We start from the raw sequence: 21,843 nt of genomic DNA on the forward strand, positions 1-21,843 counted from the left end.
AAGTGACCGAGTTCTCTCAGAGGAATGCGGTCGAATGTGGGAGCGGGCTTGCTCGCGAAGACGACCTGACATTCAACCAATAAGTGGCTGACACCCCGCCCTTGCGAGTAAACCAGTCCCCACGACGGTATCTCGCTTCAGCCGAGCAATTCGCGCAGGCGATACCAGAACATGCCGAGGGCCAGCAGCGGCGAGCGCAGCACTCGTCCACCGGGGAAGGTCATGTGCGGCACAGCGCTGAAAACATCCAGCCCCTTGCTGTGCCCGGCATGAATCGCTTCAGCCAGCAACCGCGCGCACCAATGGGTCACGTTCAGCCCATGACCGGAATAACCCTGGGCATAGAACACGTTCGGGTACTGGCTCAAGCGCCCGGCCTGGGGGAAGCGGTTGGCGGAGATGCCAATCTTGCCGCCCCATTGATAATCGATGCGCACATCCGCCAGCTGCGGGAAGACCTTGAGCATTTTTGGTCGCATATAGGCTTCGATGTCTGCAGGGTCACGCCCGGAATAATGGCAGGCACCGCCGAACAACAACCGTCGATCCGCCGAGAGCCGGTAGTAATCGAGGCCGACTTTCTGGTCGCACAACGCCAGGTTCTGCGGGATCAATTGGGCGGCAACCTCAGGTGCCAAAGGTTCGGTGGCGATGATATAACTGCCCGCCGGTAAAACCTTGCCACTCAGGCGTGGTTCGAGTTCTTCCAGATGCGCGTTGCAGGCCAGCACCAGACTGCCGGCCCGCACCATGCCGCCGGCGCAGCGAATCTGCACGATGCTGCCGTGAATCAACTCCAGCACCGGGCTTTGCTCGAATATTCGTACCCCAAGGGATTCGGCAACGCGCGCTTCGCCAAGCACCAGATTCAGCGGATGCAAATGCCCCGAACCCATGTCGATCAGGCCGCCGGCATAAACATCGGAGCCCACCACTTGTTGGCGGATCTGCTCGGGGCCGACAAGTCGGGTCTCATGGGGGTAACCCAGTTCGGCGAGGCTTTGCAGTTCAGTCTTGAACGCTGCGAACTGCGCCGCGGTGTTGGCCAGCTCGCAGAAGCCCCAGCGCAGGTCGCAATCAATCCCGTGTTCGCGGATGCGGTTGCCCACCAGTTCCACTGACTCGATGCCTGCACGCTCCAAATAGCGCACGCCGTCCTGACCGACATATCGGGCGAAACCGCTGACGTCGTGGCCGATGCCGCGAATCAGCTGCCCGCCGTTACGCCCGCTGGCGCCCCAGCCGATCCGCCGGCCTTCCAGCAGAATCACCGAGAGCCCACGCTGCGCCAGTTCGATCGCGGTGTTGACCCCGGTAAAACCGCCGCCCACCACGCAGACATCGGCCTCAAAATCCGAGTCCAGCGTGGGGTAGGGGGTCATGCCCTTCGCCGATGCAGCGTAATAGGAATGAACGTGTTCGTTGTCGTACTGATTCATTGGCTGGACTTCACTTTGCTCCAGGAACGGGTCATCAGACGCATGATCGGCTGGGGCGGGGTGGTTGAGATGTAGAGCTTGTCGAGGACTTCCTGAGGAGGATAGACCTCTGGATTATTGACCAGCTCCGGGTCCATGTATTGCTTGGCCGCCGGGTTTGGATTGGCGTAACCGACCGAGGCGCTGACCTTGGCGATTACCTGAGGGTCCAGCAGGTTGTTGACGAACGAATGGGCCTCTTTCGGGTTGCTGGCGTCGGCAGGAATTGCCAACAGGTCGAACCACAGGTTGCTGCCTTCCTTCGGGATCGAGTAGGCGATGTTCACACCGTTTTTCGCTTCCTTGGCGCGGTTCGCCGCCTGGAACACATCGCCCGAATAGCCGAACGCAACGCAGATGTCGCCATTGGCCAGGTCCGACACGTACTTGGACGAATGGAAATAGGTGATGTAAGGCCGGATGGTCATCAGTTTGGCTTCGGCCTTTTTAAAGTCCTCGGGATTTTCGCTGCGTGGGTCCATGCCCATGTAGTTCAAGACTGCCGGGAACACTTCATCCGCCGAATCCATCATCGACACGCCGCACTGACTGAGCTTCTTCAGGTTCTGCGGTTCGAAAAACACCGCCCAGGAATCGATGCGATCAATGCCCAGCACTTGCTTGACCTTGTCGACGTTGTAGCCAATGCCGTTGGTGCCCCACAGGTACGGCACCGAATGTTCATTGCCCGGATCGTTTTTTTCCAGCAAGGCCAGCAGTTTGGGGTCGAGGTTTTTCCAGTTGGGCAGCTGCGAGCGGTCCAGTTTGAGGAACGCGCCGGCTTTCACCTGACGTGCGAGGAAATGGTTGGAGGGCACTACCACGTCATAACCTGTGCGGCCGGCGAGCAGTTTGCCCTCCAGGGTTTCGTTGGAATCGAATACGTCGTAGATCACCTTGGTCCCGGTTTTCGCCTGGAAGTCGGCGAGGGTGGTCTCGCCGATGTAATCGGTCCAGTTGTAGACGCTCACGCTTGGCTGAGCTTGCGCAGTGGCGCTGAACAGCAACGTCAGCGCGACCGGAACCACGGATTTCAATAGACGCATATCGACACCTCTTCGAATTGTTTTCGGATGTTGATCGTTCCCACGCTCTGCGTGGGAATGCCTCCACGGACGCTCCGCGTCCGCTTCTGGGACGCGGAGCGTCCTGGCTGCGTTCCCACGCGGAGCATGGGAACGATCATCAGGGGACTAAACGCTGAGCAGCAGGAACTCACGCTCCCAGGAGCTGATCACGCGCTTGAAGTTTTCGTGTTCGGCACGCTTGACCGCGACGTAACCCCGGACGAATTTGCTGCCCAGATAGCGCTCGATGGTTTCGCACTCTTCCATGCGCGTCAGGGCGTCTTCGATGGTGATCGGCAGGCGCAGATTGCGCCGCGCGTAGGCGCGGCCTTGTACCGCCGCGCTCGGTTCAATGCGTTCGACCATGCCCAGATAACCGCACAACAGGCTCGCGGCAATCGCCAGATAAGGGTTGGCGTCGGCGCCGGGCAAGCGGTTTTCCACGCGCATGGCGTCCGGGGTGGAGGTCGGTACGCGCAGGCCGACGGTGCGGTTTTCTTCGCCCCATTCAACGTTGACCGGCGCCGAGGTGTCCGGCAGGAAGCGGCGGAACGAATTGACGTTGGGCGCAAACATCGGCAGCACTTTGGGAATGTACTTTTGCAAGCCGCCGATGTGGTGCAGGAACAGCTCGCTCATCTGCCCGTCGGCATCGGCGAAAATCGGCTGGCCGGTGGCGATGTCCACCACGCTTTGATGGATATGCATGGCGCTGCCGGGTTCGTCGCCGATGGGTTTGGCCATGAAGGTCGCGGTGACGTTGTGCTTGAGTGCCGCTTCGCGCAGGGTGCGTTTGAACACGGTGATCTGGTCCGCCAGGTCCAGCGCATCACCGTGACGGAAGTTGATTTCCATCTGCGCCGGGCCGTCTTCGTGGATCAGCGTGTCGAGGTCCAGGCCCTGGAGTTCGCACCAGTCGTAGACGTCTTCAAACAGTGGGTCGAACTCGTTGGCGGCGTCGATGGAAAACGACTGACGACCGCTTTCCGCACGGCCCGAACGTCCCAGCGGCGCCTTGAGCGGCAAGTCCGGGTCTTCGCAGCGCTGGGTCAGGTAGAACTCCATTTCCGGCGCGACAATCGGTTTCCAGCCTTTGTCGGTGTAGAGTTTCAGGACTTTTTTCAGCACGTTGCGTGGCGACAGTTCGATGGGATTGCCGAACTTGTCGAACGTGTCGTGGATCACGATGGCGGTCGGCTCGATGGCCCATGGAATAACGTAAACCGCATCGGAAACGGGCTTGCAGACCATGTCGATGTCGGCCGGGTCGAGCAGGTCGTAGTAGATGTCGTCGTCGACAAAGTCCCCGGTTACCGTTTGCAACAGCACACTTTCCGGCAGGCGCATGCCTCGTTCATGCAGGAACTTGTTGGTGGGTGCAATCTTGCCGCGAGCGATGCCGGTCAAGTCGCTGACCACACACTCGACCTCGGTAATCTTGTGATCTTTCAGCCACGTGAGCAGCTGATCGAAAGGGACATTCATAAAGACCTCGTTGTTGGTTTTATTGACGCAGGGGAAAGCGGCTTCATCCACCGAACACTTCCCCTGTAGCGCGTTGACGACTATCTTGGGTGAGCCTCGCCGTTCCATCTATCCACTTTAAACAGCACAAAGCGCACCAAAAGAGTGCGCAAGGCGCCCCATGACAGCGTGCAATCCGTTACAGGTTCAAGCGTTCAACACTGCCGACGTGGCCGAGCAAATCCGCGCCACACCGGGTTGGGTGCAGCACTATCAGCAGATGTCCCCGGGGCATTTCGCCGGGCGGGTGCGCTATCTGGATTTGCAAGGCGTAGAGATTTACGAGGAACAGATGAACACCCGGGTCGAGCAGAATTTCAGCGCCCCGGAAGGCGCGCTGGCGTTCTGTTTCGATCGCAATGACAACTCGCTGTATGTGTTGAATGGTGAAAGCCGCAATATCTGGATCACCCCGGAGAACTACCAGGAAATCGCCGTGGTGTTCGGTCCGGAATTCGTTCAGCGGCATGGCCTGGACGTGGCGCGGCTCGAAGGCTTGTTCATGTCGCCGCTCAATTCAGGCCAGAACGCGCTGTTCAGCCGCTGGTTGAGCGGGACGTTGACGCGGCTGACGCAGACGCTGGATCCGCCGAGCAAAGAGGCGTTGACCCAGCAGCTCCTGGAGGACTGTTTGTACATCCTCGATAACGCCTGTGTGTGCCTTGATCGCGCAGGTTTGCAGCGTCGGGCGGAAGAGCGAACGATCATGAAGCGCGTCGCCGAATGGGCCGCCGATACACCGGAAGAAACCCTCAATTTGCTGGAGCTGTCCCAAGTGGCCGAGATTTCGCTGCGTCAGTTGCAGCATGCGTTCAAGGCGTATACCGGAATGACACCCACGCATTGGTTGCGCTTGCGTCGGCTCAACAGCGCGCGCCGCGAATTGCTCAGGCGAACGGCCGGGGAAACGACGGTCGCGCAAGTGGCGATGGATTGGTCGTTCTGGCATTTGGGGCGGTTTTCCAGCAGTTATCGAGCGTTGTTCCAGGAACTTCCCAGTCAAACGCTGGCCCGCAAACACAGTGGACCGTGTCGGAGGTCATCATGAGTCGGTTATCGTCTTTCAGCCTGTGTGCCGTCATGTTGATGGTCTACACGCAGGTTCAGGCCGAAACGGTCGTGCCCTTGAACGGGCAGAACTCGCAACAAATCCAGCTGGACATCAATGATTGCAGCAACGTCACGGCGAGCCAGAGCACTTCAAGCCCGCCACCCTCGGAGGGTGCTGCCGTGGATGCTACGCAGGTACGAGGACGTCAACATGACGAGTTTTATGAGCCGGTCGAGGACGATGTGAAACAGCACGATCAAGGTTGCCTGCAAGGGCGGGGTTATCAGGTCACTCCGTGAGCTGAGTGACGCCAGGATTGCGCTGCCGCTGATCGAGTAGATGAACCATCAGCAAGGCATAGAGCGTGAGCGCGATAAACAATCCCATGCGCACGACGAAGGCGGTGTAGACATCCTTCCCGGCGAGGCTGTCCTGAACCGACTGGCCCAGCAGGATGATCAACGTGATCAGGCTGTTGAGCCAGAACCCCGGGGTTTGTCGGGTCGGGCTCAGGGCATAGAGCTTGCGCGCCAACAGCAAGCCGAACAGGAGCATCCACAGAAAGAACATCCACAGGTGCACAAACAGGCTGAGCGCGCACCAGAACACAATGGCCAGCAGGCCTCCCATAAAGGTCGAACCGAGCAGTTCGTGACCAGCGCTACGCGCCGTTGTCGTCGAACTCTGCTGGCCAAGGCTGACCGCTTTCAAAATGATTGGCAGATAGCTGGGGTCAATCAGCGCCAACAGAAATGCCGGTATAACGATCAAGGTGGCACGCAGTGCAACCCGGCTCACCTCTTGCGTCGGCAATGCGCTGGCGGCGGGGGGGAGGTGCATTGGCGGGATCAGGAAACAACCAGTGACTGAACGCCACGACGATGACGGCGAGGATCAAGCCCACGACCAAGGCGCCAATGACCATCATCGCCAGATCGAACTCGGCGACGCCGGCCGAGGAAATCATGGTCAGGCCAATGATCAGGAAGGTCATGACCAAGGTATTGCCGCCGCGCAGGCCAAAACCAAAGGCCAGGAACAGACTGACTCCGATCAGTAGCACGCCGGTAATCGGGTAATAACGCAGGATCGGAATCAACAATAGGCCGACGCCGGTGGTTAACATCGCAGCGACCGCAAGCACCAGCCCGGCCTTGAACGGCAAAGGCCGATTGAGCGAGGCCAATAGCAACACGGCGAGCACTGGCGAAATAAAGGGGATCGGCAGCGCCAGGCCGAAGCTGATGGCCAGGCATAGCGCCGTGCCCGTGGCGAGACGCAACGCCCGTTGAACACGGGGCGTGTGCTGAGTAGACACGCCCTTAATAGGCATAGCTCAGCCAGCTCATTAGCCCTACAAACAGACGCCCAAGCGGGTTCAGCGGATTGCCTTCGGTAGGAAACGCCATGACTTCAGCCTGCCCACCGGCACGGATGGCGCGACTGTCGAACAGCGTCTTCCTTGAGTCCTCGGAAAACTCGATGATCACCGGAAAACGCTGGGCCGGACGCAGCCAGTCACGACTGTTCTGCACACTGGGAAGGCTGCCGGGCGCAGTGCTCTGACCGACGCTGACGCCGTAACCGACACTGCGCACACGGCCCTCGAAAACCTTTCCCGGCAGAGCATCCAGAACGATCGAAACAGGGGTGTCGACCTCGACCAGGCCAAGGTTGTTTTCAGTCATGTCCGCGCTGATCCACACATCGTGGATGGCAATCAGGGTCATGACCGGGCTGCCGGCAGTGGCGAACTGTCCGACATCGGTGCGCAGATCGGTGACAAGTCCCGCCGACCGTGCGCGAATCTGCGTGTTGGACAAGTCCAGCTCCGCTTTTGACAACGCCGTGGCGGCGCTACGCAACAGCGCGTTGTCTTCTTCGCTGCCGCCTTCCTGTTCCCGTGCCCGCTGAACTTCGGCACGGGCTGCGGCGACCTGACTGATGGCCTGTTCACGACTAGCCCGAGAGACTTCGAGCAGGCGCACGGAAATGGTACCCCGGTCTTCGCGGTACAAGCCTTCAAGGCGTTCGTTATCCTGCCGAGCCCTGAGTTCGTTGGCCTGGGCCGCTCGCAACGAGGCCTGCGCGGAGGCAATACCGGCAGTGCTGGCACCGATCTGGCGGCGGGTAGACTCCAGGTCGGCACGTGCGCGGTCGACGGCGATTTGATAGGGCTGCTGATACACCTCAAACAGCACATCGCCCGCCTTGACGTCTTGATTATTGCGCACATTCACGCGGACTACTCGGCCGGCCACCTCGGATGCCACCGGAATGACAAAGGCTCCCACCCGAGCCTGTTGCGTATACGGCGTGAAGCGGTCAGCAAAAAAATACCAGACCAGGCTCAATACGATCAGCAGCATCACCCATTTGATGCCCTTTTTTGCGGGATCGGCAGCAGGCTCGGGCGCCTTGGGAGAGGGCGCCTCAGTGACAGGCGGCGAGGGTTCAGTCATCGGCTTGGACCTTCTGGCACGGGATAGGAAGCTTGCGAAGGGGCCGGCTCATTCAGCAGGTTGCCCCAGTCGGTGCGTTGTTCCATTTGCTGACGAGTGTTCTGATCGACTGTCGGTTGCGCGCTGTACCACCCACCACCAAGGGCTTTGTACAGGGCGATCAGGTTGCTCACGGCATTGCTGCGGCTGAGCAGGTAATTGTCCTGCTGTTCGAGCAGTGCGCGTTGAGCATCCAGCACGCGCTGGAAGTCCGAGTAACCTTCCCGGTATTGAGTGTTGGCCAGGCTCAACGAACGCTTGGCGGCGACTTGTGCTTCACCCAGGATGCGCTCGCGTTCCAGTGATTTGATCAGGCTGCTGGCGGCATCATCGGCCTCCCGTGCGGCCTGGCGGACTTTGTCGCGGTAAACCTCAATCAGCTGCTGCAACCGCGCATCCTGTACACGCACGTTGTTGCTGATCTGGCCGTGGTCAAACAGGTTCCAGCGCAAACTGGGGCCGCCGATCAGGTCCAGGCTGTTGGAGGTGCCACTCAACGTGTCGGTGGTCCAGACGATACTGCCCAGCAAGGTCAGCGATGGATAGAAGTCGGTTTGCGCCACACCGATCAGTGCCGACTGGGCGGCGACATTGAGTTCGGCGGCGCGTACGTCCGGACGACGCAACAACAGGCTAGCCGGCACATCTTGCAGTACGGCTCGGTCCACCAGCGGGATCAGACCCTCGTTTTCGAGCAATTGGGGCAGGGCGCTGGGTGGCCGGCCGATCAGCACGGCCAACGCGTTGCGGGTGCGCAGTACTTGGGCCTCAAAATCCGGAATGCTGCTCAAGGTGCCCAGGTATTGGGTCTTGGCTTGTTGCAAGTCGAGTTCGGCGCTCTGGCCACTGTTGAACAGTTTTTCGGTGATCTCAAAGTTGCGCTTTTGCTGCTCGGCGTTTTCTCGGGCGACGCGCAAACGCGCTTCGGTGGTGCGCAACGAAAAGTATGTGTCGGCCACCTGAGCACGCAGCAGTACGAGTACGTCTTCATAGTTGGCTTGAGCCGCGAAATAACTGGCATCGGACGACTCGATGGCTCGACTGAAGCGCCCCCAGAAGTCCAGTTCCCAACCGACGTCAAAACCCGCGCTGTGTTGCCAGAAGTGGCTGTCTTGTGGGTTGTTGCCGCCGGATTGCTTGCGGTTGAAGTACAGACTGTCGGCGCTGGCCTGTTGCAGTTGCGGGTAGCGTCCGCTTTGCGCAATGCCCAGCCGGGCACGGGCTTCCATGACGCGAAGCCCGGCGATTTTCAGGTCTGAATTGTGCGCATCCGATTCGGCGATCAGGGCGTCGAGGACCGGGTCGGCGAACACTTGCCACCACTGGCGAAGGTCGGGATTCACGCTTCGTTGGCTGGCCTGCTCAAGCGCGGGGCTGCTCCAGAGTTTTGTCCAGGCCTCGCCGGGGGCCTGAAAATCCGGCCCCAGACGGACACAGCCGCCAAGGCCAAGGGCGACCAGCAGAAGCAGCCGACCAGAGCGCGTCAGCATCGGTGCACTGAGAGTAGATCTTGGGAAAACGTCATCCGAACATCCCCAATATTGAATGCCTGGGCAAGATCCTGTAGGAGCGAGCGGTGCGGCGATCCGACTTGCCCGCGAAGAACGATGACGCGTAATACCTGAAAAAACGCGGTGCATTCTTCGCGGGCAAGCCTCGCTCCTACAGGATTTGGTTTCGCTTAGGTTAGTACAGCTCGGACAAATACAAGGTCATGTTGAATGATCAGGGGGTCGACCAACTGCTACGCTTCTGAAGTGCTATTAATTCCGGCCAGAAAAGAAGGTTAAGAAGACCATGAGCAGCCCCCAGGACAACAGTGCACCGAGCTCCACCGGTTGGCGTTTCAAACTGGGCATCGCGATTATCTGTTTAATGCTGGGGTCCTGGCTGTTGGTGCCTCTTGCTGCCGCAGCGGATGTGCCAGGCTCAAAGATCGCGGCTCTGACAGGTGTTTTGTTTATCAGTAACAAGATTCTGTTGATCCTCGTCATTGCCATCATGGGCAAATCCGGCTTTCAGCAACTCAAACGCAGCATGTTTGGTTACGTCTCCACGCTGGCACCGGACCAGGAAGTAGGCCCGGCTCGCCATGGCATTGGCCTGGTGATGTTTTGCCTGCCGCTGATCTCGGGATTTCTCGAACCTTACATAGACACTCTTTGGCCGGGGCTGAGACCGAATCTCTGGCAGGTCCAGGTGCTGGGCGATGCCATGTTGATCGGCAGCTTTTTCGTACTTGGGGGGAATTTCTGGGACAAGGTACGCGCGCTGTTTGTTCGCACGGCACGTGTCGTTAATACGAGCGAGGTGTGAATCGCCTCTAACGCGAAATAATCCCGTGATCAATGGCGTACTTTACGAGGGCCGCAGGTTTGTCGATGTTGAGCTTGCGACGAATGCTCAGGCGATGGGTTTCTACTGTCCGGACACTGATGTCCAGCTCGCGAGCCATTTCCTTGTTGTTCAGCCCCTGAGCCATCTTGTACAGCACCTGGCTTTCACGCGGAGTCAGCTCGTTGTCGGTACTTTTATCGGCGATGAGCCGCTGTGCGATCTCGGCACTGTAGAACGTCCCTCCACTGGCAATGGCTTCGATCGCCGCGATGATTTCCCGTGAAGGCGCGTTCTTCAGCACGTAGCCGCTGGCACCCGATCGAACGGACTCACTCACGTATTCATAGTTGTCGTACATGCTCAGCACCAGCACCTTGAGCGACGGGTACTGGCTGCGTAACAACCGGGTCAACTCGAGGCCGTTGATGTCCTTCAGGCTGATGTCGACCAGCAACAGATCCGGCTGGCAGCGCCCGACCATCTCGATGGCATCGGCGCCATTCTCGGCTTCGCCCACCACTTCCAGCGGCGCCATGACCGCCAATAGCGATTTGATTCCGTCGCGGACCAGGGAGTGATCGTCGACCAGGGCGACGCGGATCGGGTAGGGCAGGTTCATCGCAGGCATTCACTCTAATTGTTATGGGGTGAGTCAGCGTTCTGTACCGGGCAGTTTCATCGGCAGCAGCACGTCCAGTTCACTTCTTCCCGGCATCGAGGTCAGGTCGAATCGACCGCCAAAATGCTCGACACGTTCACGGATATTGCGCAGGCCAATGCCGGCGTGACGACGTTCGACCTGAGCAACGTTGAAACCGATACCGTCATCGACCACCGTTAACCGTACGGACTTTTCAGAACCGTGCAGGGTAATGATGACGTGTTTTGCCTGTGCGTGGCGTTCGATGTTGGTCAGGCCTTCTTGCACGATGCGAAACAACGAGACGGCGGCACCATCGACCAGATGACAGTCGAATTCGTTATCGTTGAAAGTTACGACCAGACCACTGCGTTGCTCGAATTCTGCGGCGAGTTGACCGATTGCCGCTGGCAGGCCGAGGGTGTCGAGCAGCGACGAACGCAGGTCGTGAGAGAGGCTGCGAACTTCGCCAATCGCGTCCCCGAGGCGCTGCGTGGCGTCTCTTAAAATGCCCAAACCCTTGTCTTGCCCATTCTCCAGCACATGGCTGGCCAATTCGAACTGAAACTTGATCGACACCAGTAGCTGGCTGATGCCGTCGTGCAGCTCTCGGGAAACCCGTGACCGTTCTTCCTCCTGCAGGCTGACGATGCGTTGAGTCAGGCGCTGGAGTTTTTTGTCGGCCAGGCGATGTTCGCTGACGTTCAGCGTCATGCCGCTGGCGAACACAAACAGCACCGCCACAAGGGCCACCGCAGCAATCGCCCCCATGGTTTTACGGATGCCCTGAGCCACCTCGGCACGCGCTTGTTGGGTGGCGCGTTCAACGTCTTCAAGGTAGATGCCGGTGCCGAGCATCCAGCCCCAGCGATCCAGCATCACCACGTAGGCGAGCTTGTCGGTCACTTGACCGGAAGAAGGTTTGTTCCAGGCGTAACGTTGGAAGCCTTCGCCGGATTGCGCACTTTTGAGCAACGCCTGGATCACTGGTAAACCGTGAGGGTCGGTCATGTCCCACAGGTATTGGCCCACCAGCTCTGACTGGCGAGCGTGCATCAGACTGCGGCCCTCGCGGTCGTAGACGAAGAAGTAGCCGTTGATGCCAAAGCTGAGCTTGCGCAGTTCTTCCAGCACTTGTTGCTGCGCGCGCTCATCGCCCCGACCGTCGTCGTACAGCGGCGCGATCAGGCTCTGCGCCATTTCGACATAGTTTTTCAGTTCTGCGCGCTTGCTGGCCAGAATGCTGTCTTCGATCAATTGCGCCTGTTGATCACCCAGTTGGCGGTTCAGGGAAATCACCAGCGCGCAGATGACCGCGATCGCCAACACCAGCGGCAGAATCCCGAGCGCGACGATTTTGTGTTTGAGCTGCATCTCTACTCCTGGCCAGACCGAGGGAAGGCGAAGGCCCGGCATCATATGCCAAAGATACGCGCCTCCAGTAGCAGTGCTGGACAGAATGACCTGCGGCCGTGATGAAACGCAGAACCTTGTGGGAGCGAGCCTGCTCGCGATAACGGACTGACATTCACCGTCAATGTTGACTGTGCCACCGCTATCGCGAGCAGGCTCGCTCCCACCGGGTTTGCGTCCTCTACGTAGAACTACGTAGACATCACGTACGTAGTAACGCGGATTTATTTGTCGACAGCATGGGCGGATATTGGGTCCGCTCCGCAATGCGGACACAATTATAAAAATTACCGCCGCAGCCACTGGCTGTCGGCAGGAGACACGCTATGCCCCGTCTGGCTAAACACCTCGCCTGGTTTGCCGTGGCTGTCCTGGGAGCGTTTGCGCTGAGTGTCGTGGCCCTGCGCCGCGGCGAAGCCATCAATGCCCTCTGGATCGTAGTCGCAGCAGTCGCCATTTATCTCGTTGCATACCGCTATTACAGCCTGTTCATCGCCACCAAGGTGATGCAACTCGATCCCAATCGAGCCACTCCCGCCGTACTCAACAATGATGGTCTGGACTACGTGCCGACCAACAAACACGTACTTTTCGGTCACCACTTCGCAGCCATCGCTGGCGCGGGGCCGCTTGTAGGCCCGGTCTTGGCGGCGCAGATGGGCTACCTGCCCGGTACGCTGTGGCTGATTGCCGGCGTCGTGCTGGCGGGTGCGGTTCAGGACTTCATGGTCCTGTTCATGTCCACCCGCCGCAACGGCCGTTCCCTGGGCGACATGGTCCGTGAAGAAATGGGCCGCATCCCCGGGACCATCGCGCTGTTTGGCTGTTTCCTGATCATGATCATCATCCTTGCGGTGCTGGCGCTGATCGTGGTCAAGGCCCTGGCCGAAAGTCCATGGGGTATTTTCACGGTGATGGCGACCATCCCGATCGCGATGTTCATGGGCATCTATATGCGCTACATCCGCCCGGGCCGCATCGGTGAAATCTCGGTGATCGGCGTGGCGTTGCTGCTGGGTTCGATCTGGCTGGGCGGGCAGATTGCCGCTGACCCGGTCTGGGCCAAAGCCTTTACCTTCACCGGGCTCCAGATCACCTGGATGCTGATCGGTTACGGTTTTGTGGCGGCTGTGTTGCCGGTGTGGCTGATTCTGGCGCCGCGTGACTACCTGTCGACCTTCCTCAAGATCGGCACCATCGTTGCGCTGGCGATCGGCATCCTGATCACCATGCCCGACCTGAAAATGCCGGCATTGACCCAGTTCATCGACGGCACCGGGCCGGTGTGGAAGGGTGGGTTGTTCCCGTTCCTGTTCATCACCATTGCCTGTGGCGCGGTGTCCGGCTTCCACGCACTGATTGCTTCCGGCACCACGCCGAAGCTGCTCGCCAGTGAAGGCCATGCCCGTTACATCGGTTACGGCGGCATGCTGATGGAGTCCTTCGTGGCGATCATGGCGATGGTGGCTGCGTCGGTGATCGAGCCGGGCGTGTACTTCGCCATGAACAGCCCCGCAGCCCTTGTAGGCTCCGATGCTGTTTCGGTGGCTCAGACCGTCAGCAGCTGGGGTTTTGCAATTACCCCGGAAGCGCTGCAAGCGGTGGCCAAGGACATCGGTGAAACCACCATCCTGGCCCGTGCCGGTGGTGCGCCGACCCTGGCGGTTGGTATCGCGCAGATCCTGCACCACGTTCTGCCAGGTGAAAACACCATGGCGTTCTGGTACCACTTCGCAATCCTGTTCGAAGCGCTGTTCATTCTGACGGCCGTCGACGCCGGTACCCGTGCCGGACGTTTCATGCTGCAGGATTTGCTCGGCTCATTCGTGCCGGCGCTGAAACGCACCGAATCCTGGACCGCCAACCTGATCGCGACCGCCGGTTGCGTGGCGATGTGGGGTTACCTGCTGTACCAAGGCGTGATCGACCCACTGGGCGGCATCAACACCTTGTGGCCGCTGTTCGGCATCTCCAACCAGATGCTGGCGGGTATCGCGCTGATGTTGGCGACCGTGGTGCTGATCAAAATGAAGCGCCAACGCTACGTCTGGGTGACCATGCTCCCAGCAGTGTGGCTGCTGATCTGCACCACCACCGCAGGCTTCATCAAGTTGTTCGACGCCAACCCAGCGATCGGCTTCCTCGCGCTGGCGAAGAAATACAGCGATGCGTTGGCCAACGGTCAGGTCCTCGCGCCGGCCAAGAGCATCGAGCAGATGCAGCATGTGATCTACAACGCCTACACCAATGCGACCCTGACTGTGCTGTTTTTGCTCGTGGTGTTCAGCATTCTGTTCTTTGCACTCAAGGTTGGCATCGCCGCCTGGGGCACCAAAGAACGTACGGATAAAGAAGCGCCATTCCAGGCTCTGCCGGATGCTTGATGGAGGAGGGTGCCCATGTTCAATGACCTGAGTCGCCTTGGTAAATACCTCGGTCAGGCCGCACGCCTGATGGTTGGCATGCCTGACTACGACACTTACGTTGAGCACATGCAAACCAAACATCCGGACAAACCGCTGATGAGCTACGAGGTGTTCTTTCGCGAACGTCAGGAGGCTCGTTACGGCAGCAAGGCGGGACCGAAGTGCTGTTGATGCGAAACATTTAAGCGGCATTATGCTTTAGGAGCCCGGCCTGCCGGCGATAGCGATCTTCGAGACGCTACCGTCGGCAAGCCGGGCTTTTTTGTCGTTGTGCTTTTCAGGCTCGGCTCTAAGGTATCGCATAAACCTTGAACAGCTTTTTGTCCGTGTCGGTAATGCCTTCAAGATAGGTGTCGTATGCCTGCTCGATCTCGCCCGATCGATACATTTCACTCAGCGCGGTGTCGACCAGCAAACGGAAATCTTCATCGTCTCGATCCATCGCCATTGCAGTCGGCGAGTACTCAAAAACTCGATCCAGCAGGACCAGATTTCCTGCGGAATGGTTATTGACGAGGAGATTCTTCAGCATCATGCGTTCGGCGAAGAAGGCATCGGCTTTGCCTTCGGCAACCAGCTTCAGACCAGCTTCAGTGTTCTCGACCGTGACCAGGGTGGCCACTACCCCGAGTAATCGCATTTTCTGACGGATCCATGCCTCGGTGATTCCGCCAGCGGTGGCGGCATAGGTTTGGTTGGACAGCCCATGGTTGACGGTCGCACGCCAGGTCGGCCCGGTATGGGCTACCTTGCCGTTTAGTACGTTGAGCAACGCCTCAGGTGCTTCCTGGCGCACCACTGCCGAAAGGCCGGCCGTGTAGATCGGTACCGAAAAACTCACATGCTTGCGTCGCGCCAATGTGGGTGGCGTCGGCGTACAGAGGATGTCGATCTCGCCCGAGCTCATGACACTCATCTCGTCGTTGACGGAGACGGGGCGGTAACGTACCTGCAACGCGGGCAAACCCAGCTCGGTCTTGATTTTGTCGGCGACCTTCAGACAAAGCTCGATCGCATAACCGCTGGCTTTGTCGCCTGCCTGGACGCTAAAAGGTGCGAAGTCCGGCAGGTAACCGAGGGTAAAGGTGTTGCTCGCCCGCACGCGTTCAAGGGTATTGGCAACGGCCAGTACCGGTACCATTGTGAGCAGACAGACGAACAGCAAGTTAGTGGCTTTGGTCAGTTGTACGTTCATATTCTGGCGTCCCGCGTACGGATGTCTGTGTTCTCCTCGAGATCCAGCGAAGGATTGCCGACCGTGGTCTGAGCAGTTGGAGATGTCTCGACAAAACGCTTGGAGAGGAAGCCATAGAGCAGGTAGCCGAATGTAAGGACAATGAGGCCACCGAATACGGCATCCTTGCCGCAGGCATAAAGGGCGTACAACGAATAGGCCACGGCGATCAGTAATAGCGTCGTGTTGCGGGTGTAGACCCCGGCGCTGACTTTGGCCTTGTACATCATGACCAGCAGGCCGGTGGCGGCTGTCACGTATGGGATCAGGTTGGTCACTGCCGCCAGGCTGACGAGCTTTCCGAACTGGGCGCTGGCATTGGGCGAGATGGTCGACAGCGCCATCAAGGTCTGCAAGACACCGCAGACGAACATGCCGACAATGGGCGCATCCTGTGCGCTGACCTTGCTGAACAATTTCGGGAACATACCTTGGTCAGCGGTCATTTTGGCCGTTTGCGCCAGGGTGAACTGCCAGCCCAGCAGCGAACCGACACAGGCCATCACTGCCAGCGCCATGACGATGTTGCCGACCGTAGGGTTAAACATATGTGCATAGACGAGCGCGAAGGGGGCCGAAGAGTTGGCCAGTTCGGCATTGGGTATGATGCCCTGGATGACCGTAGTCGACAGCACATAGACCACTGCCGCACCCAGCGTGCCGAACAAACAGGCCAACGGTACGGTGCGCTTGGGATCTTCCACGGCATCGGAGGCTTGCGCCGCCGACTCCATGCCGAGGAACGCCCACAAGGTCAGGGGAATCGCCTTACTGATGGCGTCGGAGATCGGCAGGTTGTTCGGATTCCAGGCGGCAATCAACACATCGGGCTTGAACCAGAACCAACCGATGATGCTCAAGCCGGCCACCGGGATGATCACACCCCACACGGTTATCGCACCGATCTTGCCGGTGATACCGGGGCCACCGAAGTTGGCCGCGGTGGTCAACCAGAGCAGGCCAACCGTACCGATGAACAGAGGAATGGCGCCACTGCCCAGCCAGGGCACGAACGATGTCATGTAGCCCACCGCGGAGATGGCGACGGCCACGTTGGCGATGCCCAGCGAGAGAAAATACAGATACGAACAGAGGAAGAAGCCTGATTTGGCATGCGCTTCTTCGGTGTAGGCAGACAACCCGCCTGAGCGCAGACAGTAGATGCCGCACTGGGAAAAGCAGTACGCAATGGCCATGGAACCGACGGCAGTGACGATCCATGACAGCAACGAAACAGCCCCGAGTTGGGCCATGCTCGTCGGCAACATGATGATGCCCGACCCCATCATGTTCACCGTCACCAGTGTGGTGAGCCCCATGAGGCTCATTTTCTTGCTTGAGTCGGCCATCGCAAACCCCTTGATCTGCTCAACACATTGACCATAGCCCTGATTGTCATACTCAAGGTCCGGAAAGTGCTTTTCGAACAGTTTTATCGCCAGTTAGTCTCATCGAAGATGGTTTTTTGGGTTTTTGAACAGGAAAAAGAAATGGCCGACATGGTATGACTCCAAAGCAGGAGACTTGAGACAACAAACTGACTCTGTTTGCTGTTCAATCATCTGATTTAGATCAATCAACGGTTATCGTAGGGGGACTTTTCTTTAGCCGGCTCTGTCACATGTACATACATTCAAAACACATATGAGGTTTTACATGTCCAAGCTCGCAGAGTTCCGTCAACTCGAAAAACATCTGGCTAAACAGCTCCAGGCCCTCGAAGCACTAAAAGGTGATGTAGGCCTTCAAAAGGAAATTGATTTCGAAAAGAAGCTACGTGATCTGTTAGCCAAATACGGCTATGGCCTGAAAGACGTGATCAATCTTCTTGAGCCACAAATGGGTCGCCGTGCATCAGCAACCGCGTCGAAATCCGGCACACGCAAGCCGCGCCAGGTGAAGATCTACAAAAATCCAAACACTGGCGAAGTCGTCGAGACCAAGGGCGGCAACCAGAAGACACTGAAGGAATGGAAATCTAAATTCGGCTCTGCCACTGTCGAGTCCTGGCTGACCAAATGAGTTTGATTTGAGTACAAAAAAGGCCCGAGAAGGGCCTTTTTGTAGCTGATACGGGGCTAGTGCCTGTGAGGCTTGACCGTATTTTCGCGCTCCAGCTCAATACACTTCAATGCCAAAATAGTTGTCGGGTCGATCAACGCCACCGTATGTTTTTTTATCTTGTAGGCCTCGCTATGCTCGAGCACCAGAGGCAGCTCTGTACATCCCAAGATGAGCACATCAGCGCCTAGCTCACATAAGTGCTCTGCGGCGGTTAGAAGCTGGTCTTTGCATATGCCGTCAGTGAAACCCGCTTTAACGCCACGTTCTCCATAAATCGATTCCATGACCAACACTTGGTAATCCACGCCAGGGGTGATGACGTGAAGTCCTGCTCGCCGGGCTGCCTCGTGATAGACCTGACTTTTGATTGTGCCGGACGTCGCTAGCAGCCCTACGGTTTTGCCAGCACCGTATCGCTGAGCGATAGCCTCAACCGTCTCGGTCAACATATTCACTATGGGTACACGCAGGTGCGCCTGGATGCGTTCGACAAAGGCGTGAGCTGTGTTGCACGGAATCACAATGGCATTGGCTCCAGCGCTTTCAAGACGTTTGCATGTTGCATACATCGCCATTGTCGGGTCGGTTTCGTCATACAGCAGGTTGGCTGTGCGATCAGGAATCTGGGGGTTTTGTTCGACCACCATTTTAATGTGCTCTTGATCTCGGCCTGCCGGTGTATGCGCAACAACCTTACCCATGAAGTCGACTGTTGCTGCCGGCCCAACTCCACCCACTATCCCTAATTTGAACGGCGGACGAGTCAACTGGCCGCTTTGCGACGTCGCGAAACCGGCATAAATCTCGTTGATGTCCAGAGCTGTGATGCCTCGCCGTTGCAGATCACCACAGATCGATGAGAGCTCAGTCATACCCGGCAATATCATTGTGGCTCCCTGATCCTGAAGCGAAAGGCACGCCTGATAAACACACTCTAGCGGCACCCCGTCGAGGTACCCGTCTTTGATGCCGTTAACGCCATACATCGCGTCCATCAACCCGGACTGCTCGTTATCCTCTGGATACACGAGCTTGAAGTCATTGCCGAAATAGCGCTCAAACAACCCGGAGTGCCGAACATAGTCAGACGCGATGATTCCCAACGTACTGCCGCGTTCAGCGACATGATCAGTGTGCTTGCGTAACGCGGCCATCATATCCAGGACGGGTATGCCCATTTCCTCCTGGATTTCTTCCCGAAAGGTGTGACTGGCAAAGCAAGGTAGTAAAACGGCATTTACTTCGCTTGCCTCGAATGTCTGACAAACCTGAAAAACGTAGAACTTCCTGGAGGTCATGTTCGCGCCTCGGTCCAGGGGCATCAGGACGTCTTTGAAAGGGTGCTGCTCAAACAGGAAGTGATAGCGACCTTGATCTTCCAAAACAGCTCTGGACTTCACCAGTTTGTAGAAAAGATCGCCGCCGGCCAGTGAGCCAAGTCCGCCGACGATACCTAGTTTGCGAGCAAACGATGACCCGCTGGACGGCTTCGATTTACCTTTCATGTTCAGGTTCTCAGGCGGTGGCTGCAGTATGAATCGGGAGCGGAGATTTCGTGCCGGGCGCTTCTTCAACTTCTTCATGTGGTTCTGATTTGGCAACCACAGCCGTAGCGATGCTATTGCCAACCACGTTGGTGGCAGTCCTGGCCATATCAAGGAATTGGTCAATGCCAAGGATTAGCAAAATACCGGCTTCGGGAAGATTGAACATGGGTAACGTAGCCGCCACCACAACCACTGATGCTCGGGCTACACCGGCCATTCCCTTGCTGGTAATCATCAGCGTCAGCAAGATGAGCAGTTGCTGTGTGAAGCTCAAGTCAACGTTGTAGGCCTGAGCAATGAACATGATGGCGAACGCTTGATACATCATCGAACCATCAAGGTTGAATGAGTAACCCAGCGGTAGAACGAAGCTGGATACGCGCTTCGGCGCACCAAACTTCTCCAGTGCCTCCATGGTTTTCGGATACGCGGACTCGCTACTGGCAGTCGAGAATGCCAACAGAACAGGTTCGCGGATCAGCCTGCCCAAGGTAAACACTGAGCGACCCAGGAACAGGTAGCCGGCAGTGAACAACACGCACCACAGAATCACAATGCCCAAGTAGAACTCGGCAATCAGTTTTCCGTAATCGACTATCAAGCCAAGACCTTGAGTGGTGATAGCCGATGCGATGGCTGCGAAAACCCCAATGGGCGCGAAGGCCATGACGAAGTCCGTGACCTTGAACATCACCTTGGCCAGCTCTTCGATGCTATCGACAATCGTCGTGTAACCCGCTCGTTTCACACCCGCCAAGGCAAACCCGAAGAACAACGAGAACACCACGATTTGCAGAATTTCGTTGTTGGCCATTGCTTCAGCAATGCTGCGGGGAAACACGTGACTGATGAATACTTTGAGGCTGAAATCCCCGGTGTTGACCACCACGGGGCTTGCCGCATGCTGGACGACTTCCATGTTCAGTCCTGCACCGGGTTGGAACAGGTTGACCAGGCCCATGCCGATTGCCAGCGAGATCACCGAAGCGGTGACGAACCAGGCCATGGCTCTTAGGCCAATGCGCCCAACCGAGCGGGAGTTTCCCGTGCTGGCAATGCCACCGACCAAAGTAGCGAATACCAGCGGAGCGATGATCATCTTGATCATGCGTAAAAAAATGTCGGTGACCATCGAGAAGTAAGACGCGATCTCTTTGGCGCTTTGTTCGCTCCCTGCGAAATGGTGGCACGCCCAACCGACAAGCACGCCCAAGGCGATGCCCATTGCGATCCGACGCGGAAGTTTATTTTTCTTCACGGAGCTTTCCTCAAGTGGTTTTTTTGCTTTTTTTACTTGGCAGGAGACAAGTGTCATTGGGTCGAAGCTCTATGGCGTCGCTTCAACGTTTTCGATTCTAGGGGCGGGATTGAAAGGTCGTGATGAGTAATCCCGATAGCCTCATGCGCTTTTGGAATAGTTTTCGAAACTTCTGCTTCGTCCCGACAGAGGCGCAGTACACTGCGCATTCGGGGCGTGAGGTGCCGGTATGCAAATCAAATGGCTGGATGATCTTTTAGCGATTTCCGAGTGGAAGAACTTTTCGCGGGCTGCAGAGGTTCGCTGCGTGACCCAGTCGGCCCTGTCGCGTCGCATACGGTCACTTGAGGAATGGGTAGGCGCGGAGTTGGTAGATCGCGGTACTTATCCCGTTCAGCTCACACCTGCGGGGCGAAGTTTTTGTGAAGAAGGTCGCGAGGCATTAGCAGGGTTATTGAGGCTGCGCTCAGCCCTGCGCGAAGTTGAGCGAATGCCCGGGCGATCCATCCAGGTCACTGCTGGCCACAGCCTTTCAATGACGTTTCTACCGAAATGGCTAACCCAGTTTCAGCAGCACAATGAGCAGTTCAACGCCCGAGTCGTTGCCGCGAACATTCATGACGCCGTCATAGCCCTGGAGGAGGGGAGTTGCGATCTGATGATCGTCTACCACCATCCCCTGGCACCCATACTTCTAGACCCGGAAAAGTTCGGATGCCTGACGTTGGGCCATGACGCCTTTATTCCGTTGTGTGCCCCTGACAAGAAGGGACAACCGCTGTATCGCTTGCCCGGCACCTCAGCTAAAGCTGTGCCTCACCTCGCTTATACGGCCACAACTTTTCTAGGTCGCGTTGCCGACATAGTCATCAAAAATGGCCCAAGTGTGAGTGTGCTGGAACGGTGCTATGAGGCAGACATGGCGATGCTTTTGATGCGCATGGCGATAGAGGGGTATGGCGTGGCATGGTTGCCACAAAGCGCTGTCATTGACGAGCTTCAGCGAGGTCAGTTGGTAAAAGCGGGTGGTGATGAATGGAGTACGCGACTGGAGATACGCTCCTACTGCTCTATCACCAATGAGAACCCTACGATGCGCAGTCTATGGAAAACCCTCGAAGGAGCTTCCCGCGATCTCCATGGCAAAACAGCCCTTTGATTGAAAAGGCTCGAAAAGCATTCTACCCTCTGACACTAATCAAGGTGGCAGCATCGCCCGATGCTTAAGTGATCTTGGGTTTGCAGCCGTGCGGGTTTGGTTTCACCTGAACGCTTTTCCCATATGGCCGTTATGGATCACCCG

18 protein-coding genes and 1 pseudogene are annotated in these 21,843 nt (G+C 57.6%); 7 read left to right on the forward strand and 12 right to left on the reverse strand.

Annotated elements, in window-relative coordinates; genetic code table 11:
• Positions 1–137 precede the first annotated feature (137 nt).
• The 3 genes from AB4O41_RS01715 to AB4O41_RS01725 all read right to left on the reverse strand — a co-directional run bounded on the left by AB4O41_RS01715 (position 138) and on the right by AB4O41_RS01725 (position 4,030).
• Complete coding sequence (locus AB4O41_RS01715) at positions 138–1,439, reverse strand: NAD(P)/FAD-dependent oxidoreductase (protein WP_460145927.1); 1,302 nt, start codon at positions 1,437–1,439, stop codon at positions 138–140.
• Positions 1,436–2,524, reverse strand: a complete 1,089-nt coding sequence (locus AB4O41_RS01720) for a polyamine ABC transporter substrate-binding protein (protein WP_460145928.1) — start codon at positions 2,522–2,524, stop codon at positions 1,436–1,438. Before AB4O41_RS01720 ends, AB4O41_RS01715 begins: the two co-directional genes overlap by 4 nt.
• A gap of 147 nt (positions 2,525–2,671) precedes the next feature.
• Positions 2,672–4,030 (reverse strand): glutamine synthetase family protein, encoded by a 1,359-nt coding sequence (locus tag AB4O41_RS01725; protein ID WP_460145929.1) that lies wholly within the window; start codon positions 4,028–4,030, stop codon positions 2,672–2,674.
• 160 nt (positions 4,031–4,190) lie between these two features.
• On the opposite strand from AB4O41_RS01725, the gene AB4O41_RS01730 reads away from it, so the two are divergent.
• Positions 4,191–5,117: a helix-turn-helix domain-containing protein gene (locus AB4O41_RS01730; protein WP_460145930.1), complete on the forward strand. Its 927-nt coding sequence runs from the start codon at positions 4,191–4,193 to the stop codon at positions 5,115–5,117.
• A complete protein-coding gene (locus AB4O41_RS01735) occupies positions 5,114–5,419 on the forward strand; it encodes a hypothetical protein (protein WP_460145931.1) in 306 nt (101 codons plus the stop codon). The genes AB4O41_RS01730 and AB4O41_RS01735 overlap by 4 nt, the downstream gene beginning before the upstream one ends.
• On the opposite strand, the pseudogene AB4O41_RS01740 reads toward AB4O41_RS01735, so the two are convergent.
• From AB4O41_RS01740 to AB4O41_RS01750, 3 genes and pseudogenes are all read right to left on the reverse strand, one after another.
• Positions 5,409–6,453 (reverse strand): annotated as a pseudogene (locus AB4O41_RS01740) (DUF2955 domain-containing protein). The gene AB4O41_RS01735 and the pseudogene AB4O41_RS01740 overlap by 11 nt on opposite strands.
• Positions 6,443–7,582 (reverse strand): HlyD family secretion protein, encoded by a 1,140-nt coding sequence (locus tag AB4O41_RS01745; RefSeq protein ID WP_460145932.1) that lies wholly within the window; start codon positions 7,580–7,582, stop codon positions 6,443–6,445. The pseudogene AB4O41_RS01740 and the gene AB4O41_RS01745 overlap by 11 nt, the downstream one beginning before the upstream one ends.
• On the reverse strand, positions 7,579–9,111 hold the full coding sequence (locus tag AB4O41_RS01750; protein WP_460145933.1) for an efflux transporter outer membrane subunit: 1,533 nt from the start codon (positions 9,109–9,111) through the stop codon (positions 7,579–7,581). Before AB4O41_RS01750 ends, AB4O41_RS01745 begins: the two co-directional genes overlap by 4 nt.
• A 307-nt stretch (positions 9,112–9,418) precedes the next feature.
• On the opposite strand from AB4O41_RS01750, the gene AB4O41_RS01755 reads away from it, so the two are divergent.
• Positions 9,419–9,937: a transporter suffix domain-containing protein gene (locus tag AB4O41_RS01755; RefSeq protein WP_460145934.1), complete on the forward strand. Its 519-nt coding sequence runs from the start codon at positions 9,419–9,421 to the stop codon at positions 9,935–9,937.
• 7 nt (positions 9,938–9,944) lie between these two features.
• Here the strand turns inward: AB4O41_RS01755 and AB4O41_RS01760 are convergent, their stop codons facing one another.
• Both AB4O41_RS01760 and AB4O41_RS01765 read right to left on the reverse strand, forming a co-directional pair.
• Positions 9,945–10,577: a response regulator gene (locus AB4O41_RS01760; RefSeq protein ID WP_460145935.1), complete on the reverse strand. Its 633-nt coding sequence runs from the start codon at positions 10,575–10,577 to the stop codon at positions 9,945–9,947.
• Between the two features lie 33 nt (positions 10,578–10,610).
• On the reverse strand, positions 10,611–11,972 hold the full coding sequence (locus AB4O41_RS01765) for a cache domain-containing protein (RefSeq protein ID WP_460145936.1): 1,362 nt from the start codon (positions 11,970–11,972) through the stop codon (positions 10,611–10,613).
• 365 nt (positions 11,973–12,337) lie between these two features.
• Between AB4O41_RS01765 and AB4O41_RS01770 the strand changes: the two genes are divergently transcribed.
• Both AB4O41_RS01770 and AB4O41_RS01775 read left to right on the forward strand, forming a co-directional pair.
• Positions 12,338–14,395, forward strand: coding sequence for a carbon starvation CstA family protein (locus AB4O41_RS01770; protein ID WP_367375618.1), 2,058 nt, complete (start codon positions 12,338–12,340; stop codon positions 14,393–14,395).
• Positions 14,396–14,410: 15 nt separating this feature from the next.
• Positions 14,411–14,608: a YbdD/YjiX family protein gene (locus AB4O41_RS01775; RefSeq protein ID WP_008069978.1), complete on the forward strand. Its 198-nt coding sequence runs from the start codon at positions 14,411–14,413 to the stop codon at positions 14,606–14,608.
• Positions 14,609–14,726: 118 nt separating this feature from the next.
• Here the strand turns inward: AB4O41_RS01775 and AB4O41_RS01780 are convergent, their stop codons facing one another.
• Together AB4O41_RS01780 and potE are read right to left on the reverse strand one after the other, a co-directional pair.
• Positions 14,727–15,632, reverse strand: coding sequence for an amino acid ABC transporter substrate-binding protein (locus tag AB4O41_RS01780; protein ID WP_460145937.1), 906 nt, complete (start codon positions 15,630–15,632; stop codon positions 14,727–14,729).
• A complete protein-coding gene (gene potE, locus AB4O41_RS01785; protein WP_460145938.1) occupies positions 15,629–17,020 on the reverse strand; it encodes a putrescine-ornithine antiporter in 1,392 nt (463 codons plus the stop codon). The genes AB4O41_RS01780 and potE overlap by 4 nt, the downstream gene beginning before the upstream one ends.
• A gap of 307 nt (positions 17,021–17,327) precedes the next feature.
• Between potE and AB4O41_RS01790 the strand changes: the two genes are divergently transcribed.
• Positions 17,328–17,693, forward strand: a complete 366-nt coding sequence (locus AB4O41_RS01790) for a histone-like nucleoid-structuring protein, MvaT/MvaU family (protein WP_460145939.1) — start codon at positions 17,328–17,330, stop codon at positions 17,691–17,693.
• Positions 17,694–17,749: 56 nt separating this feature from the next.
• Here AB4O41_RS01790 and cuyB read toward each other — a convergent pair whose 3' ends face one another.
• Both cuyB and AB4O41_RS01800 read right to left on the reverse strand, forming a co-directional pair.
• The gene (gene cuyB / locus AB4O41_RS01795) at positions 17,750–19,240 is read right to left on the reverse strand and encodes a cysteate racemase (RefSeq protein ID WP_460145940.1); all 1,491 of its coding nucleotides are present in this window, start codon (positions 19,238–19,240) and stop codon (positions 17,750–17,752) included.
• 10 nt (positions 19,241–19,250) lie between these two features.
• Positions 19,251–20,540: a dicarboxylate/amino acid:cation symporter gene (locus tag AB4O41_RS01800; RefSeq protein WP_460148246.1), complete on the reverse strand. Its 1,290-nt coding sequence runs from the start codon at positions 20,538–20,540 to the stop codon at positions 19,251–19,253.
• Between the two features lie 229 nt (positions 20,541–20,769).
• On the opposite strand from AB4O41_RS01800, the gene AB4O41_RS01805 reads away from it, so the two are divergent.
• Complete coding sequence (locus AB4O41_RS01805; protein ID WP_460145941.1) at positions 20,770–21,699, forward strand: LysR substrate-binding domain-containing protein; 930 nt, start codon at positions 20,770–20,772, stop codon at positions 21,697–21,699.
• Positions 21,700–21,843: the final 144 nt, after the last annotated feature.

It is taken from the genome of Pseudomonas sp. S2_A02, from assembly GCF_054668495.1.